This window comes from Streptomyces sp. NPDC093801 (assembly GCF_040701585.1).
Lineage (GTDB): Bacteria > Actinomycetota > Actinomycetes > Streptomycetales > Streptomycetaceae > Streptomyces.
In genome coordinates this window covers 333,532-350,043 of record NZ_JBFBDP010000003.1, presented here as the reverse complement: position 1 = coordinate 350,043, position 16,512 = coordinate 333,532, and the positions used below count along the sequence as shown (strand labels likewise).

The 16,512-nt window shown below is 72.1% G+C and carries 13 protein-coding genes; 6 read left to right on the top strand and 7 right to left on the bottom strand.

What is annotated here, in order from left to right; all coding sequences use genetic code 11:
* Window positions 1-92: 92 nt before the first annotated feature.
* A complete protein-coding gene (locus AB0469_RS05155) occupies window positions 93-920 on the bottom strand; it encodes a maleylpyruvate isomerase family mycothiol-dependent enzyme (RefSeq protein ID WP_366449937.1) in 828 nt (275 codons plus the stop codon).
* Between the two features lie 139 nt (window positions 921-1,059).
* Here AB0469_RS05155 and AB0469_RS05150 point away from each other — a divergent pair, with 139 nt between their 5' ends.
* Window positions 1,060-1,857, top strand: coding sequence for a carbon-nitrogen family hydrolase (locus tag AB0469_RS05150; RefSeq protein WP_366449936.1), 798 nt, complete (start codon window positions 1,060-1,062; stop codon window positions 1,855-1,857).
* Window positions 1,858-1,916: 59 nt separating this feature from the next.
* On the opposite strand, the gene AB0469_RS05145 is transcribed toward AB0469_RS05150, so the two are convergent.
* A complete protein-coding gene (locus tag AB0469_RS05145) occupies window positions 1,917-2,429 on the bottom strand; it encodes an LURP-one-related family protein (protein ID WP_366449935.1) in 513 nt (170 codons plus the stop codon).
* 31 nt (window positions 2,430-2,460) lie between these two features.
* On the opposite strand from AB0469_RS05145, the gene AB0469_RS05140 reads away from it, so the two are divergent.
* Window positions 2,461-3,270, top strand: a complete 810-nt coding sequence (locus AB0469_RS05140; protein ID WP_366449934.1) for a hypothetical protein — start codon at window positions 2,461-2,463, stop codon at window positions 3,268-3,270.
* 59 nt (window positions 3,271-3,329) lie between these two features.
* Entirely contained in the window at window positions 3,330-5,165 is a 1,836-nt protein-coding gene (locus tag AB0469_RS05135; protein WP_366449933.1) for an NHL domain-containing thioredoxin family protein, read from the top strand.
* Between the two features lie 35 nt (window positions 5,166-5,200).
* Here the strand turns inward: AB0469_RS05135 and AB0469_RS05130 are convergent, their stop codons facing one another.
* The 3 genes from AB0469_RS05130 to AB0469_RS05120 form a co-directional block, all read right to left on the bottom strand.
* A complete protein-coding gene (locus AB0469_RS05130; protein ID WP_366449932.1) occupies window positions 5,201-6,493 on the bottom strand; it encodes a M18 family aminopeptidase in 1,293 nt (430 codons plus the stop codon).
* Between the two features lie 103 nt (window positions 6,494-6,596).
* The gene (locus AB0469_RS05125) at window positions 6,597-7,334 is read right to left on the bottom strand and encodes a hypothetical protein (protein WP_366449931.1); all 738 of its coding nucleotides are present in this window, start codon (window positions 7,332-7,334) and stop codon (window positions 6,597-6,599) included.
* 142 nt (window positions 7,335-7,476) lie between these two features.
* Window positions 7,477-9,303: an acyl-CoA dehydrogenase gene (locus AB0469_RS05120; protein ID WP_366449950.1), complete on the bottom strand. Its 1,827-nt coding sequence runs from the start codon at window positions 9,301-9,303 to the stop codon at window positions 7,477-7,479.
* A 176-nt stretch (window positions 9,304-9,479) separates the two neighbouring features.
* Between AB0469_RS05120 and AB0469_RS05115 the strand changes: the two genes are divergently transcribed.
* Together AB0469_RS05115 and AB0469_RS05110 are read left to right on the top strand one after the other, a co-directional pair.
* Window positions 9,480-9,941 (top strand): SseB family protein, encoded by a 462-nt coding sequence (locus tag AB0469_RS05115; protein WP_042815576.1) that lies wholly within the window; start codon window positions 9,480-9,482, stop codon window positions 9,939-9,941.
* Between the two features lie 120 nt (window positions 9,942-10,061).
* Complete coding sequence (locus AB0469_RS05110; protein ID WP_366449930.1) at window positions 10,062-11,069, top strand: pirin family protein; 1,008 nt, start codon at window positions 10,062-10,064, stop codon at window positions 11,067-11,069.
* Window positions 11,070-11,106: 37 nt separating this feature from the next.
* On the opposite strand, the gene AB0469_RS05105 is transcribed toward AB0469_RS05110, so the two are convergent.
* Window positions 11,107-12,177 (bottom strand): AI-2E family transporter, encoded by a 1,071-nt coding sequence (locus AB0469_RS05105; protein WP_366449929.1) that lies wholly within the window; start codon window positions 12,175-12,177, stop codon window positions 11,107-11,109.
* Between the two features lie 51 nt (window positions 12,178-12,228).
* The gene (locus AB0469_RS05100; protein ID WP_366449928.1) at window positions 12,229-14,466 is read right to left on the bottom strand and encodes a SpoIIE family protein phosphatase; all 2,238 of its coding nucleotides are present in this window, start codon (window positions 14,464-14,466) and stop codon (window positions 12,229-12,231) included.
* Between the two features lie 148 nt (window positions 14,467-14,614).
* Between AB0469_RS05100 and aspS the strand changes: the two genes are divergently transcribed.
* The gene (aspS, locus tag AB0469_RS05095) at window positions 14,615-16,432 is read left to right on the top strand and encodes an aspartate--tRNA ligase (protein WP_366449927.1); all 1,818 of its coding nucleotides are present in this window, start codon (window positions 14,615-14,617) and stop codon (window positions 16,430-16,432) included.
* The last annotated feature ends 80 nt before the right edge of the window (window positions 16,433-16,512 follow it).

Below are 16,512 nucleotides of genomic sequence, written 5' to 3'. Positions count from 1 at the left end.
TCAGTTGCGCACGCGTCATGAGTACCGGACTACCGGATCTGCCCTCGCAGCGAGGGCAGATCCCGCAAACCGATCACGACTCAATACAGGGCCTAGGGGGTGACGGCGAAGTTCGCCAGGATCGCGTCCGCCAGCTCCGCGTCGCCGTCCACCCGCACCCGGTCCGCGACCTTCCCCGGCCGCACCCGCCCCGCCGCGAGGCGGACGTACGTCTCCCAGTCCAGCGACAGCGACACCGCCGGGCCCAGCGAGGGCGTCGGGTCGAGGGTGGCCCGGCCCGACGCGTCCACCCGTACCGTCCGCAGGAACTCCAGCGCACCGTGCACGTCCAGCACCACCGCCGTGTTCGGCGGCGCGCCCGCGCCCTTCGCGACCGCCTTCGGCAGCCCCGACAGCAGGATGTCCCGCGCCACGTGCGCACCCGGCGCGTCCCAGTTGCCCGGCACGCCCAGCGCCGCCCGCAGGTCCTGCTCGTGGATCCACACGTCGAACGCCCGCAGCCGCAGCGACAGCTCCAGGGGGATCTGGTCGCCCTGCGGTCCGCGCACCATCGTCGTGGCCGGATCCCGCTTCTCGTTGCGCAGCTGCCGCTGGCGGCGGATGACGGTGTACTCCAGCTCGGAGGTGATCTCCAGCGCGGTGTGGTGCCGGCGGACGTCCACCGGAACCTCCATGTAGCGGGTGAACTCGTCCACCACGTGCCGCAGGTCGCGCGGCAGCGTGTGGATCGGCCGCGGGTCGCCGAGCTGCTCCAGCTCCATGCCGATGACGTGGGAGACCACGTCCCGCACGGACCAGCCCGGACACGGCGTCGGCTGGTTCCACTGGCCCTCCGTCAGGGGGAGGACCAGCTCGGTTATCGCCTCGATCGAGTGTGTCCACGCGTCGACGTACGGCTCAAGACTGGGATGGACGGTCAACGGGACCCCTCGCTGGCTGTTCAGTGGCGCGTTGTGGACTATTCCCAAAACTACGCTGCCGATGAGCACCCCGACAGCGCTTTCGTGTGACGATCGTAGGCCTTGACTTGACCGGCTGACATGCCAGGACGGTGGTAGCGTGCGCGCCTCGCTGATTCAAATCGCGGTGAACGAGGGGGAGTCGGTGGCCTCCCGGCGGTCCCGGGCCGCCGAACTCGTCCGGGAGCAGAACGGCTCCGACCTCGTCGTGCTGCCCGAGCTGTGGACCGTGGGCGCCTTCGCCTACGAGCAGTTCGAGACGGAGGCCGAGCCGCTGGACGGGCCCACGTACGAGGTCATGTCCAAGGCCGCGCGCGACGCCGGGGTCTGGCTGCACGCCGGCTCGGTCGTGGAGCGCGCGGGCGACGGCTCGCTCTACAACACCGCGCTCGTCCTCTCCCCGGCCGGCGAGCTCGCCGCGACCTACCGCAAGATCCACCGCTTCGGTTTCGACCAGGGCGAGGCGGTGCTGATGTCCGCCGGCGACTCCCTGACCACGGTGGCCCTGCCGGAGCAGACCCTGGGCCTCGCCACCTGCTACGACCTGCGCTTCCCCGAGCTGTTCCGCGGCCTCGTGGACGCGGGCGCCACGACGATGGTCGTCTCGGCCGGCTGGCCGGCCCGGCGGCGCGAGCACTGGACCCTGCTCAACCGCGCCCGGGCGGTGGAGGACCAGGCGTACGTCCTGGCCTGCGCGACGGCCGGCACCCATGCGGGCGTCGAGCAGTCCGGGCACAGCCTGGTGGTGGACCCGTGGGGCGAGGTCCTGGCGGAGGCGGGCCCCGGCGAGTCCGTCCTGACGGTGGAACTGGACCCGGCGAAGGTGGCGGAGACCCGCGACCAGTTCCCGGCCCTGAAGGACCGCACCCTGGGCCTGCGGCCCCCGACGGCCCCGTAGCTCGCGTGAACCGCGGGTGGGGGACGGCCCCCACCCGCCGCTGCGCCGGGCGGAACGCCTCAGCCGGCCGCCCCGCCCTCCTCCCGCTCCCGCTCCGCCATGCGGATCACGCACACCGCGACCGCCAGCATCAGCGCGGCGTCCGCCTCCTCCCGCACCACGTCCACCGCGTACGTCTCCCGGATCCGGTACCACTGCCGCGAGACGAGCGCGAGCAGCTCCCCCTCATACTCGACCTTGAACTCGCGGTCCAGGATCCGCCCGCTGACGTCGAGTTCCGTGCCCTCGGACATCGTCACCCGGAAGTGGTTGCGCAGCAGCGTCATCCGCTTGCGCCGGATCACCGCCAGCCGCTTCCCGTCCCGCTCCAGGGTCATCGCGTCCCGGAACCCGAAGCCGAACAGCCGCTCCCGCAGGGTGATCAGGACCCGCCCGGCCGGATCCTCCAGCTCCAGGGTGTCGCGCAGCCGCAGCGCCTTCCCGTCGACGAGGAAGGCGTGCCGGCCTTCCTCGTCCTCGATCCAGTAGTCGTCCCCGATGGCCAGCATTTTGTCCCGAACGAGGTATTTCATACGGAGATCGTTTCCCGGATAGGTTGCCGCCATGCCCCTTCTCTACGTGACCGACCTGGCCTACCCGGCGCGCGGCCGCCGCTACGGGGACGAGGACGTCCTCCTCACCTCCCGGCTGCGCGAGCACTTCCCGCTCGCCCTCTGCCACCCGCTGGACGCGCGGGCCCTGATGCCCGGCTTCGACGCGGTGATCGTCCGCAACAGCGGTCCCGTCCTGCACTACCAGCAGGCCTACGACGCCTTCCGCGCGGCCGCGCTCGCCGCCGGGACCCCCGTCTACAACCCGCTCACCGGCCGCGCCGACATGGCCGGCAAGCAGTACCTCCTCGACCTGACGGCCGCCGGGTACCCCGTCATCCCGACCGTCGACGACCCGGCGGACCTCCACCTCCTGCCCGCGACGGACCTCTACGCCGTCAAGCCCAGGCAGGGCGCCGACTCCATCGGCCTGACCTTCACCCCGGCCCCCGCCACCCGGCCCGGCGAGTCCCTGATCCAGCCCCGGATCGACTTCGCCCACGAGGTCTCCTTCTACTTCGTCGACGACGCCTTCCAGTACGCCCTGTACGCCCCGGACCCGGCCCGCCGCTGGGAGCTGGTCCCGTACGAGCCCACCCCCGCGGACCTGGCCTTCGCACGCCGCTTCATCGACTGGAACACCCTCGCGCACGGCATCCAGCGCGTCGACGCCTGCCGGGCCCCGTCGGGGGAGCTGCTGCTGGTGGAGCTGGAGGACCTCAACCCGTACCTCTCCCTGGAGCTCCTCCCGGCCCCCGTCCAGGACTCCTTCGTCGAAGCCCTGGTCACCTCCCTGAAGACGTTCCTCACCACCGCGACCTGAGCAGGAGCCCGTCGTACCGGCGTGATCCGGTGTTCACGGGCCAATGGCAAGCTTGAAGGATGAACGATGCTGCCCCGGCGCCCACCCCCGCGCCCGCGCCCCGCCGTGCCCGTGTCCGTGCCCCCGAGCTGATCGGCAAGGGGGGCTGGCTGAACACCGGAGGCAAGGAGCTCACCCTCGCCGACCTGCGAGGGCGGATCACGATCCTGGACTTCTGGACCTTCTGCTGCATCAACTGCCTGCACGTCCTCGACGAGCTGCGGGAGCTGGAGGAGAAGCACCGTGACACCGTGGTGATCGTCGGGGTGCACTCGCCCAAGTTCGTCCACGAGGCCGACCACGCCGCCGTCGTCGACGCCGTCGAGCGCTACGAGGTGCACCACCCCGTGCTCGACGACCCCGAGCTCGCCACCTGGAAGCAGTACGCGGTGCGGGCCTGGCCCACGCTCGTCGTGATCGACCCCGAGGGGTACGTCGTCGCCCAGCACGCCGGTGAGGGGCACGCGCACGCCATCGCGCGGCTCGTCGAGGAGCTGGAGGCCGAGCACGGGGCCAAGGGGACGCTGCGGCGCGGGGACGGGCCCTATGTGGCGCCCGAGCCCGTGGCCACGGACCTGCGCTTTCCCGGGAAGGCGGTCGTCCTGCCCTCCGGGAACCTGCTCGTGTCCGACTCGACGCGGCACCAGCTCGTGGAGCTCGCCGCCGACGGGGAGACCGTCGTGCGGCGGATCGGCAGCGGGGAGCGCGGCCTGGGCCCGGACGCCTTCAGCGAGCCGCAGGGGCTGGCGCTGCTGCCCGACGGGCGGGTGGTGGTCGCGGACACCGTCAACCACGCGCTGCGGGTGTTCGACCCCGCCACGGGGGCGGTCGAGACCGTCGCCGGGACCGGGCGGCAGTGGTGGCAGGGGTCCCCGACCTCCGGGCCGGCCCTGGAGGTGGACCTGTCCTCGCCGTGGGACGTCGCCTGGTGGCAGGGCCGGGTGTGGATCGCCATGGCCGGCGTGCACCAGCTGTGGACCTGGGACCCGGAGGCGGGGACCGTCGCCGTCGCCGCCGGGACCACCAACGAGGGGCTGGTCGACGGGCCCGCCGCCGAGGCCTGGTTCGCCCAGCCCTCCGGGCTCGCGGCCGCCGGCGACCGGCTGTGGATCGCCGACTCCGAGACCAGCGCGCTGCGCTACGCGGAGGCCGTCGAGGACGGGTACGTCATCCGCTCCGCCGTCGGCACCGGCCTGTTCGACTTCGGGCACCGGGACGGGGACGCCGCCCAGGCGCTGCTCCAGCACCCCCTCGGGGTGACGGCCCTGCCGGACGGCTCGGTCGCGGTCTGCGACACGTACAACCACGCCCTGCGCCGCTACGACCCCGCCACCGGCCAGGTCACCACCCTCGCCACCGACCTGCGCGAGCCCAGCGACGCCGTGCTGGCCGGCGAGGACATCGTGGTCGTGGAGTCCGCCCGCCACCGGCTGACCCGGCTGCGGCTGCCGGAGGAGGCCGTACGGGTCGACGCGGTCGCCCACCGCACCCAGCGGGCCGCCACCGAGGTCGCCCCCGGCACGCTCCGCCTCGACGTGGTCTTCCAGGCCCCGGCGGGCCAGAAGCTGGACACCCGCTACGGCCCCTCCACCCGCCTGCTGGTCTCCTCGACCCCGCCGGAGCTGCTCGCGGAGGGCGAGGGCGCCGGGACGGACCTGTTCCGGGACCTGGTGCTGAACCCCGACGTCACCGAGGGGGTCCTGCACGTCTCGGCGATGGCCGCGTCCTGCGACGACGACCCGGCGAACGAGTACCCGGCCTGCCACGTCCACCAGCAGGACTGGGGCGTCCCGGTCACCGTGACGGAGTCCGGCGCCGCCCGCCTGCCGCTGGTGCTGGCAGGTCTGGACGGCTGACGGGGCGTCGGAAGGATCCTGTCCTTCCGGGGGGTTCAGCCCTCCAGGAAGGACAGGAGGGCGTTCGCCAGGAGGAACGGGTCGTCGGAGCCGCAGAGTTCGCGGGCCGAGTGCATCGACAGGATCGCCACGCCGATGTCGACCGTCTGGATGCCGTGGCGGGCGGCGGTGATCGGGCCGATCGTCGTGCCGCACGGCATCGAGTTGTTGGAGACGAAGGTCTGCCACGGCACCCCGGCCCGCTCGCAGGCCGCGGCGAAGACCGCGCGGCCGCTGCCGTCGGTGGCGTAGCGCTGGTTGACGTTGACCTTCAGGATGGGGCCGCCGTTGGCCCGCGGGTGGTGCGAAGGGTCGTGGCGTTCGGCGTAGTTGGGGTGGACGGCGTGCCCGGTGTCGGAGGAGAGGCAGATCGTGCCGGCGAAGGCGCGGGCCTTGTCCTCGTACGAGCCGCCGCGCGAGAAGACTGAACGTTCCAGCACGTTGCCCAGGAGGGGGCCGTCCGCGCCGGTGTCGGACTGGGAGCCGTTCTCCTCGTGGTCGAAGGCGGCCAGGACCGGGATGTGCTCCAGCTTGTCGGAGGCGGAGACCGCGGCGAGTGCGGCGACGCCCGCGTGCACGGACAGGAGGTTGTCCATGCGCGGGCCGGCCAGGAGCTCGCGGTCGCGGCCCAGGTAGGCCGGCGGCTCGATCGAGTGGACCATCAGGTCCCAGCCCGCCACCGAGCCCTGGGGCAGGCCCTCTTCCTCCTCCAGGAAGGCGATCAGGTCGCCTTCGCGGGCCTCGCCCAGGCCCCAGATGGGCTGCATGTGGCGCTGCTTGTCGAGCTTGAGGCCGTCGGAGTTGACCGAGCGGTCGAGGTGCACGGCGAGCTGGGGCACGCGCAGCAGCGGGCGGTCGATGTTGACCAGGCGGTCGGTGCCGTCCCGCAGCGAGAGCCGGCCCGCCAGGCCCAGGTCGCGGTCGAGCCAGGTATTGAGGAGCGTGCCGCCGTAGATCTCGACGGCGACCTGCCGCCAGCCCTGCGAGCCGGTGTCCGGCACCGGCTTGACCCGGAGGTTGGGGGAGTCGGTGTGCGCGCCGATGATCCGGAAGGGGGTGTGCGCGGCCGCGCCCTCGGGCACGTACCAGGCGATGAGCGCACCGCCGCGCAGGACGAACCGGCCCCCCGTGCCCGAGTCCCAGGCGTCCGATTCCGACAACTGCCTGAAGCCTGCCTTTTCCAGCCGCTCGGCCGCGTTGGCCACGGCGTGGTACGGCGACGGACTGGCCGTCAGGAAGGTCATCAGATCGTCGGTGTGGCCGCGGTCGAAGCGGGCGGGAGAGCTCATGTGGTTCACCTTAACGACGGTCGTGTTCGCCATGGCCGGACTGCGGCGGATGGCCGAAGGGGTCGCGGGGCCGCGGGGTGCGTGGCCCGCGGCCCGGTCGTTCTCAGCCCGGCGGACGCTCGAATCGGCGCTGGAGCTGCCGTCGCTCGCCCCGCCGGATGCGCGGGAGCATCTCGGGGGTCTGCGGCGGGCGCTGAGCACGTCTTCTGCGTCCGGCGCAGAAGATACAGGCCTCGCCCGGCGGGGCATCGGGGTCGATCGGCGCGCCGGGGTGTTCGGCGCACCCCGAGGCGTTGCGCGGCCGGGACAGCTCGCGGGCCACGATGAACGCCCGGTGGAGGTCGTCGGCGAGGCGGACGAAGTCCTGGTCGGGGGAGCCGAGCGTGAGGTGGAAGCGCTGTTCGTCGATGCCGCGCAGGTGGCTCCGCAGCACGTCGAGGGTGTAGGGGGGCTCCGGTACGGGGTAGCCCAGGCGGCGCTGCTCCACGGGGGCGGCGGGCGCGGCCGGGCGGCCGCCCCGCAGGCGCCGGCCGAGGCGGCGGCGGTCGTTGCAGATGAGGCAGCGGCCCCAGCCTTCGGGCGCCTCGGGGTCGAGGGCGCCGTTGGGGTGCTCGGGGCAGCCGGTGTAGCTCTTGGCGGGGGCGAGGCCGGCGGCCGTCTGGAAGGCCACGTACAGGGCGTCGGCCACGGGGTCGTACTCGGCGGGGTGGGCCCCGTCGTAGAGGTCCTTGACGCGGTCGCCGAGGGCGCCCACGTTGGCCTGGAGCTCCTTGAGGGCGTACGGGCGCCCGGTGGGGACGGTGTACCCCCTGCCGCTGTGCTGCTGCTCCTGTGGACTCATGCCTACGAGCGTCCCACGAACCGCCGACAACCGGGGAACCCGGGCGGGCCGGACCGGGACGCACCGGCGGCCGGACCCTCGACAGGAGGGGTCCGGCCGCCGGTGCGTCCGTGCACCGCGTACGGGGAGGGGGCTGCCCGGATTAGAAGGCGGCCTCGTCGAGCTCCATGAGGGAGTTGTCGACGGCCTCGGCCAGCGCGCGCTGGACCGAGACGCCCGGCAGGACCTGCGCGGCGAAGAACTTCGCGGCGGCGATCTTGCCGGTGTAGAAGGGCACGTCCTTGGCGGAGGCGGCCGGGAGCTTCTCGGCGGCCACGGCGGCGCCCTTGAGCAGCAGGTATCCGACGACCACGTCGCCGGAGGCCATCAGCAGGCGGGTGGTGTTCTGGCCGACCTTGTAGATGTTCTTGACGTCCTCGCCGGTGGCGGTGAGGTCGACGATCATCTGGCCGACGATGGCCTCCAGGTCGACGGCGGCCTTGGCCAGCGCGTCGCGGGCCGGGGCCAGCTCCTCGCCGCCCACGCCCTCGGCGAGGAACTTCTTGATCGTCTCGGAGAGGACGTTCAGCGAGGCGCCCTGGTCGCGGACGATCTTGCGGAAGAAGAAGTCCTGGCCCTGGATGGCCGTGGTGCCCTCGTAGAGGGTGTCGATCTTGGCGTCCCGGATGTACTGCTCGATCGGGTACTCCTGCAGGTAACCGGAACCGCCGAAGGTCTGCAGGGACTCGGACAGCAGCGCGTACGACTTCTCCGAGCCGTAGCCCTTGACGATCGGCAGGAGCAGGTCGTTCAGGCCGATCTCGGCGGAGGCGTCCTCGCCGGCGGCCTCCTTGAGCTGGATCGCGTCCTGGACGGAGGCGGTGTAGAGCACGAGGGCGCGCATGCCCTCGGCGTACGCCTTCTGCGTCATGAGCGAGCGGCGCACGTCCGGGTGGTGCGTGATGGTGACCTTGGGCGCGGTCTTGTCCATGAAGTTCGCCAGGTCCGGGCCCTGCACGCGCTCCTTGGCGTACTCCAGCGCGTTGAGGTAGCCGGTGGAGAGGGTGGCGATGGCCTTCGTGCCGACCATCATGCGCGCGAACTCGATGATCATGAACATCTGGCGGATGCCGTCGTGCTTGTCGCCGATCAGCCAGCCCTTGGCGGGGTGCTGGTCGCCGAAGGTCATCTCGCACGTGTTGGAGGCCTTGAGGCCCATCTTGTGCTCGACGTTGGTGGCGTAGACGCCGTTGCGCTCGCCCAGCTCGCCGGTCTCCCAGTCGAAGTGGAACTTCGGGACGAGGAAGAGGGACAGGCCCTTGGTGCCCGGGCCGTGGCCCTCGGGGCGGGCGAGGACGTAGTGGAGGATGTTCTCCTCCATGTCGTGCTCACCGGACGTGATGAAGCGCTTCACGCCCTCGATGTGCCAGGAGCCGTCCTCCTGCTGGATGGCCTTGGTGCGGCCGGCGCCGACGTCCGAGCCGGCGTCGGGCTCGGTGAGGACCATGGTGGAGCCCCAGCGCTTCTCGACCGCGATCTGGGCGATCTTCTTCTGCGCCTCGTTGCCCTCGGCGTGCAGGATGCCGGCGAACGCCGGGCCGGAGGAGTACATCCAGATGGCCGGGTTCGAGCCGAGCAGCAGCTCCGCGTAGGCCCAGATGAGGGAGCGCGGGGAGGTGGTGCCGCCGATCTCCTCGGGCAGGCCCAGGCGCCAGTACTCCGAGTCCATGAAGGCCTCGTAGGACTTCTTGAAGGAGGCCGGGACCGGGGCGGTGTTGGTGGCCGGGTCGAAGACCGGGGGGTTGCGGTCGGCGTCCGCGAAGGACTCCGCCAGCTCGTTCTCGGCGAGGCGGGTCAGCTCGGACAGGATGCTCTTGGCGGTCTCGGTGTCCATCTCGCCGAACGGGCCGGTGCCGTACAGCTTTTCGCGGCCGAGCACCTCGAAGAGGTTGAACTCGATGTCGCGGAGATTCGACTTGTAGTGCCCCATGGCGACGGCTCCGTTAAGGCTCGGGGAGACAGGTTCCTCGTACATACCAATCGGTAACCTCATGATGCTACCCACCAGTAATAAGAAGCAACCCTTCTCCGCCGACTGTGACCAGCGTCAAGCGGGTTCGGCTGGAGGGTGCCTGGGGGCGGGGGCCGCTCGGTAGGCTTCGGTCCATGTACGGCTACGACCAGAACGTGAGCGCAGGGCAGCAGCAGTACGCCGCCCCGCAGCAGATGGCCGGCGGGTACGGCGAGCAGCCGCTCTACCCCGAGCCCTCGCCGCCGTCGCTCGCCGACGCGGTGCGGGCCTTCACCACGGGATCGCTGTCCGCCGAGGACTTCCAGCAGATCTTCGCGACCTCGAAGGTCTACTGCCCGCGCGGCGAGACCCCCGGGTTCCTGGCGCTGCACAACACGCAGCAGCCGGTGATCCCGATGTTCACCACGCTCAAGGAGCTCCGCCGGTACGCCGGCAAGGAGTCCAAGTACTTCGTGATCACCGGCGCCGAGGTCATCGACCTGCTGCCGACCGGGTACGGCTTCGTCCTCGACATGGAGGGCGACCACCGGATGGTCTTCGACGCCAAGGCGGTCGAGCAGATGGTCGACTTCGCGATGCGCCGTATGTACGGCTAGGGGCGCACCGGCGCAACCTCACGGCACCCCCCGGGAATGGTCCCGGGGGGTGCCGTGTTGTGTGCGGGTGGCAGGAAGTTCGAGATTCAACTATTCTCGTCCCAGAAGGAGGTCCTGACCATGCCCGCAGTGACTGTTGAGAACCCGCTCGCGCTGCCGCGCGTCATCGCTCCCGCCGAAGGTGCCCAGGCCCGCCCCGTGCTGGGCGTGGTGGACGCGCCCTCCGGATTCGAGGGCGAGGGCTTCCCGGTGCGCCGCGCCTTCGCGGGGATCAAGTACGAGTACCTGGACCCGTTCATCATGATGGACCAGATGGGCGAGGTGGACTACGCGGCCGGCGAGCCCAAGGGGACCCCCTGGCACCCGCACCGCGGCTTCGAGACCGTCACGTACATCATCGACGGCACCTTCATCCACCGGGACTCCCACGGCGGCGGCGGAGTCATCACCAACGGCGACACGCAGTGGATGACGGCGGGCTCGGGCCTGCTGCACATCGAGACCCCGCCCGAGGAACTGGTCATGTCCGGCGGGCTCTTCCACGGCCTCCAGCTGTGGGTGAACCTGCCCGCCAAGGACAAGATGATCACGCCCAGGTACCAGGACATCCGCGGCGGCACCGTGAAGCTGCTCGCCTCGCAGGACGGCGGCGCCCTGATCCGCCTGATCGCGGGCGACCTCGCAGGCCACGCCGGTCCCGGTGCCACGCACACGCCGATCACGATGATCCACCTGACGGTCAGCCCCGGCGCCGAGGTCACCCTGCCCTGGCGGTCCGACTTCAACGCCCTCGCGTACGGCCTCGCGGGCAGCGGCGCGGCGGGCGCCGACCGCCGCCCGTTCCGGATGGGCCAGACGGTGGTCTTCGGCAACGGCGACGGCCTGACCGTCCGGGCGGACGCCGCGCAGGACTCCCGCAGCGAGAACTTCGAGGTGGTCGTCCTCGGCGGGCTGCCGATCCGCGAGCCGATGGCGCACTACGGGCCGTTCGTCATGAACAGCCACGCCGAGCTCCAGCAGGCCTTCGACGACTTCCAGGCGGGCCGCCTGGGCGTCGTCCCCAGCACCGACGTGACCGGCCTCGGCCACCGCGGCGCGGGGCGGGCGGAGCCGGAGGAGACGGCCTGAGCGGCCCCGGGCCCGGCGCACCGGGCCCGGCGCACCCTTACGCGGGGCCCCCGGGCCCCGCGGCCGGGGCGGCGTAGCGGGCCCGGAGCTCCGACAGGACACCGGACACCGCGGCCGTCAGCGGCACGGCGAGCAGCATCCCGAGGACCCCGGCGACGCTCGCCCCCGCGGTGATCGCCACCATCACGGTGGCCGGGTGCATCTGCACCGTCCGGCTCTGGACCACGGGCAGCAGGACGTGCCCCTCCAGCACCTGCACGGCCAGCACCACGCCCAGGGTCCAGAGCGCGACGGCCCACCCCCGGTCGGCGAAGGCCACCAGCACGGCGACGGAGCCGGAGACGAAGGCCCCCAGGTACGGGATGTACGCCCCGACGAACACCAGCGCGCCCAGCCCGACCGCGCCCGGTACGCGCAGCACCAGCAGTCCGACGGTGATGCAGACGGCGTCGATCGCGGCGATGAAGGTCGTGCCGCGCATGAAGCCCTCGACGGCCGCGTAGGCACGGCGGGCCATGGCCTCGACGACGTCCCCGGTGGAGCGCGGGGCGAGGGAGCGCAGGGCGCCGGCGGCGCGGTGGGAGTCCCGCAGGAAGAAGAACATCAGCAGGAGCGCGAGGACCGCGGTCGCGGTCATCGCGCCGACGGCGCCGAGGCCGCTGAGGAAGCCGGAGGCCGCCGTACCGCCGATCTCGGCGAGCAGCCCCCGGGCGCCCCCGGCCAGGTCCCGCAGGGAGGCGCCGGCGGCCCCGAAGTGCTCGGCGAGGTCCTGGCCGGCCTGCTTGAGGGCGTCGAGGATCTGGTCGCCCGTCCTGATCAGCGCGGTCGCCACGATGTACGCGGCCCCGCCGGCGACGGCCACCACGGCCAGGCAGGTCAGTGCGGCGGCCAGGGAGCGCCGCATCCCCATCCCGACCAGCCGCCGGTGCAGCGGGCCGAGCAGGGCGGTGCCGAGCAGGGCGAGCAGGACCGGGGTGACGGCCGTCCTGAAGACCACGCAGAGCCAGACGCCGACCCCGACCACGCCGGCCGCCAGCAGGACCACGGCGCACCAGGCCGCCAGCCGCCGCACCGGTTCGGGGAGGAGGGGCGTCGTCGGGTTCGGCATGACCTGGTCCGCCTTTCGGTGGCGCGGCCCCGGATGCCCGGGGCCGGACGGTCAGATGGTGGGCCGGGGCGACTCCCGGTCCTCGTCGCCGTCCGGTTTGGAGCGTTCGTACAGCTCGAACCAGATCGACTTGCCCGCGCCGCGCGGGTCCACGCCCCAGGCGTCCGCCAGCATCTCCATCAGCAGCACACCGCGCCCGCTGGAGGCCATCTCGCCGGGGTGGCGCTTGTGCGGCAGCTCGTCGCTCCCGTCGGCCACCTCCACGCGCAGCCGCCGTTCGCCCAGCTCCCCCGTCGCCTCCGCGACCAGCAGCGCGTCGCCGTCTGTGTGGACCAGCACGTTCGTCACCATCTCGGAGACCATCAGCACCGCCGAGTCCACCTGCTCCGCGTCCGCCCAGTCGTGCAGCAGCTCCCGGACCTGCTGGCGGGCGCCCGAGATCCGGGCCGGCTCGGCCTGGGCCACGGTCAGCATCGTGCGCCGGGCGGGCCGCACGGGGTGCGCCGCGGTGGTCCCGCAGCCGCAGCTCGGGCTCTCGCGGCACAGCAGCACCACGGCTATGTCGTCCTCGCGGCGGTCGGCCAGCGGGCCGGTGGTGTGGTGCGAGGAGGGCCCGTGCACGGCCTGGACCAGCAGGTCGGCGAGGCGTTCGAGGTGGCTGTCCTCGGCGCCGCCGCCCTCACCGGCCGCGGCCCGGGCCCGCGCGTCGTGCGCGTCGCCCTCCAGGATGGCGCGCAGCCGCGCCCAGCCCGTGTCCAGGTCGTGCCCGCCGGTCTCGATCAGCCCGTCGGTGCACAGCATCATCGTCTCGCCGGGCTCCAGCGCGAACCGGGTGGTGGGGTAGTCGGTGTCGGGGACGATGCCGAGCGGCAGCCCGCCCGCCGTCGCCCGCATCAGCACCGTGCCGTCGGCCATCCGCACCACCGGGTCGGGGTGCCCGGCCCGGGCGACCTCCAGCGTGCCGGTCCGCGGGTCGCACTCCACGTACAGGCAGGTCGCGAAGCGCGGACTGCCGAAGTCGGCGTCGGAGCCGGACGCCGCGCCGGGGTCCTCGTCCGGGGCGGGCGCGGAGCACAGCCCGGCCAGGAAGCGGGAGGCGCGCGAGAGCACCGCGTCCGGCCGGTGCCCCTCGGAGGCGTAGGCCCGTACGGCGATCCGCAGCTGGCCCATCAGTCCGGCGGCCCGCACGTCGTGCCCCTGGACGTCGCCGATGACCAGGGCGAAGCGGCCCGAGGGCAGCGGGATCATGTCGTACCAGTCGCCGCCGACCTGGAGCCCCCCGCCGGTGGGGACGTAGCGGGCGGCGATGGCCATGCCCGGGATCTCGGGGCCGAGCTGGGGCATCATCGACCGCTGGAGGCCGGTGGTGAGCTCCCGCTCCGACTCGGCCACCCCGGCCCGCTGGAGGGCCTGGGCGAGCATCCGGGCGACCGTCGTCAGCACGGACCGCTCGTCCGGCGAGAAGGACACGGGGTGCTTGAACGCGGCCATCCAGGCCCCCAGGGTCCGCCCGGCCACGATGAGCGGCAGGAACGCCCAGGAGGCCCGTCCGAAGCCCTGGGCGAGGGGCCAGGTGACCGGGAAGCGGCGCCGGTACTCCTCCGGCGTCGGGAGGTAGATCGCCCGCCCGGTGCGGACGGCCTCGGCGGCCGGGTAGTCCGTGTCGAGGGCCATCTCCGCGAAGGGGCCCTCGTCGCCGGGGGCGTGCCCGTGGTGGCCGATCACCGACAGCCGGTCGCCCTCCGCGCCGAAGACCGCCAGCCCGTCGGGGCTGAAGCCCGGCATGGACAGCGAGGCCGCCACCCGCAGCACCTCGGCGGTCGACCGCGCCTCGGCCAGCGCCCGGCCGGCGTCCAGCAGGAAGGCCTCGCGGGAGCGCCGCCAGTCGCCGGTGATCGGCGTGTGCGCGGCCGTGGTCCCGGGCTGCGGCTCGGCGATCTCCTGGATGGTGCCGACCAGCTCGTAGTCGACGCGGCCGTCGGCGGTGTGGTTCTCCAGCGGCTTGGAGCGGCTGCGGACGGTGCGCAGCACGCGCCCGTCCTCGTCCATGATCCGCAGCCGGGCCTCGGCGAGGGTGCCCTCGGCCACGGCCAGGTTGACGATGCCGTTGATCTCGTTCCAGTCGACCGGGTGGAAGCGCGCGCGGGCGGCGGCCTCCGGCAGGACGACGGGCTCGGCGGGCAGCCCGAGCAGCCGGGCGGCCTCGCCGTCGAGGGTGACCGTTCCGGAAGCGTTGTCCCACCGCCACAGGCCGGTCGCGATGGCGGCCAGGACGTCCTCGGTGCGCACCCGGCCATCTTTACAGGTCACCCGGCCGGGGCGCCCGTCCGGCGCCCTCTGCCGCCGCGCTCCGGGCGCGCCCGGTGAGTGGGGCTCCCCGGACGGTAACCTTGGGACGGTTGAGTCCACCTGGAAATCGCGTAGAACTGGATGAGTGATGCATCGGTACAGGTCCCACACGTGCGGCGAGCTTCGTGCTTCCGACGTCGCATCCGACGTCCGGCTGAGCGGCTGGGTGCACAATCGTCGAGACCTGGGCGGCATCCTCTTCATCGATCTGCGTGACCACTACGGCATCACGCAGCTCGTCGCCCGTCCCGGCACCGCGGCGAACGAGGCCCTCAGCAGCGTCACCAAGGAGACCGTCGTCCGCGTCGACGGCAAGGTCGTCTCCCGCGGCGCCGACAACGTGAACCCCGAGCTCGCCACCGGTGAGATCGAGATCGAGGTCTCCGAGGTCGAGGTGCTCGGCGCCTCCGCCCCGCTGCCCTTCACGATCAACACCGACGACGGTGTGAACGAGGAGCGGCGCCTGGAGTACCGCTTCCTGGACCTGCGCCGCGAGCGCATGCACCGCAACATCATGCTGCGCTCGGCCGTGATCGCCTCGATCCGCTCGAAGATGGTGGCCCTCGGCTTCAACGAGATGGCGACCCCGATCCTCACCGCGACCTCCCCCGAGGGCGCCCGTGACTTCGTCGTGCCGTCCCGCCTGAACCCGGGCAAGTTCTACGCGCTGCCGCAGGCGCCGCAGCAGTTCAAGCAGCTGCTGATGATCTCCGGCTTCGACCGGTACTTCCAGATCGCGCCCTGCTTCCGCGACGAGGACGCCCGCGCCGACCGCTCGCCGGGCGAGTTCTACCAGCTCGACGTGGAGATGTCCTTCGTCGAGCAGGAGGACGTCTTCCAGCCGATCGAGAAGCTGATGACCGAGCTCTTCACCGAGTTCGGAGGCGGCCGCGAGGTCACCTCGCCGTTCCCGCGGATCCCGTTCCGCGAGTCGATGCTGAAGTACGGCAACGACAAGCCCGACCTGCGCGCCAAGCTGGAGCTCGTCGACATCACCGACGTCTTCGAGGGCTCGGAGTTCAAGGCGTTCGCCGGCAAGCACGTGCGTGCGCTGGCCGTGCCGGACACCGCCGACCAGCCGCGCAAGTTCTTCGACGGCCTCGGCGACTACGCGGTCTCGCTGGGCGCGAAGGGCCTGGCATGGGTGCGCGTGGGCGAGGACGGCTCGCTGACCGGCCCGATCGCCAAGTTCCTCACCGAGGACAACGTCAAGGTCCTCACCGAGCGTCTGGGCCTGGCCGCCGGGCACGCCGTGTTCTTCGGCGCGGGCGACTTCGACGAGGTCTCGAAGATCATGGGCCCGGTCCGGGTCGAGGCCGCCAAGCGCGCCGGCCACTTCGAGGAGAACGTCTTCCGCTTCTGCTGGATCGTCGACTTCCCGATGTACGAGAAGGACGAGGAGACGGGCAGGATCGACTTCTCCCACAACCCGTTCTCCATGCCGCAGGGCGGCATGAAGGACCTGGAGGAGAAGGACCCGCTCGACATCCTGGCCTGGCAGTACGACATCGTCTGCAACGGCATCGAGCTGTCCTCCGGCGCCATCCGCAACCACGAGCCCGAGGTCATGCTGAAGGCCTTCGAGATCGCCGGTTACGAGGCCGAGACGGTCGAGCGCGAGTTCGCGGGCATGCTGCGCGCGTTCCGCCTCGGCGCCCCGCCGCACGGTGGCATCGCCCCGGGCGTGGACCGCATCGTGATGCTGCTGGCCGACGAGCCGAACATCCGCGAGACCATCGCCTTCCCGCTGAACGGCAACGCCCAGGACCTGATGATGGGCGCGCCGACGGTGCTGGAGGAGAGCCGCCTGCGCGAGCTCAACATCGCCCTGCGCAAGCCGGTCGAGACGAAGGCCGCCGACGCCAAGCCGGTCGCCGAGGCCGTCCACCCGGACGCCGCGCGCTGACGCTGCCGCTCACGTAGCGGGAAGGGCCCGGGATCCTCGCGGATCCCGGGCCCTTCGCGTTGCGTCTGCCGTCTGCCGTC

Coding starts and splice junctions, on each gene's coding strand:
- AB0469_RS05135 (WP_366449933.1), top strand. CDS start 3,330: ATGAACGATGCTGCCCCGGCGCCCACCCCCGCGCCCGCGCCCCGCCGT.
- AB0469_RS05105 (WP_366449929.1), bottom strand. CDS start 12,177: ATGCCGAACCCGACGACGCCCCTCCTCCCCGAACCGGTGCGGCGGCTG.
- AB0469_RS05125 (WP_366449931.1), bottom strand. CDS start 7,334: ATGAGTCCACAGGAGCAGCAGCACAGCGGCAGGGGGTACACCGTCCCC.
- AB0469_RS05115 (WP_042815576.1), top strand. CDS start 9,480: ATGTACGGCTACGACCAGAACGTGAGCGCAGGGCAGCAGCAGTACGCC.
- AB0469_RS05130 (WP_366449932.1), bottom strand. CDS start 6,493: ATGAGCTCTCCCGCCCGCTTCGACCGCGGCCACACCGACGATCTGATG.
- AB0469_RS05110 (WP_366449930.1), top strand. CDS start 10,062: ATGCCCGCAGTGACTGTTGAGAACCCGCTCGCGCTGCCGCGCGTCATC.
- AB0469_RS05140 (WP_366449934.1), top strand. CDS start 2,461: ATGCCCCTTCTCTACGTGACCGACCTGGCCTACCCGGCGCGCGGCCGC.
- aspS (WP_366449927.1), top strand. CDS start 14,615: ATGCATCGGTACAGGTCCCACACGTGCGGCGAGCTTCGTGCTTCCGAC.
- AB0469_RS05145 (WP_366449935.1), bottom strand. CDS start 2,429: ATGAAATACCTCGTTCGGGACAAAATGCTGGCCATCGGGGACGACTAC.
- AB0469_RS05120 (WP_366449950.1), bottom strand. CDS start 9,303: ATGGGGCACTACAAGTCGAATCTCCGCGACATCGAGTTCAACCTCTTC.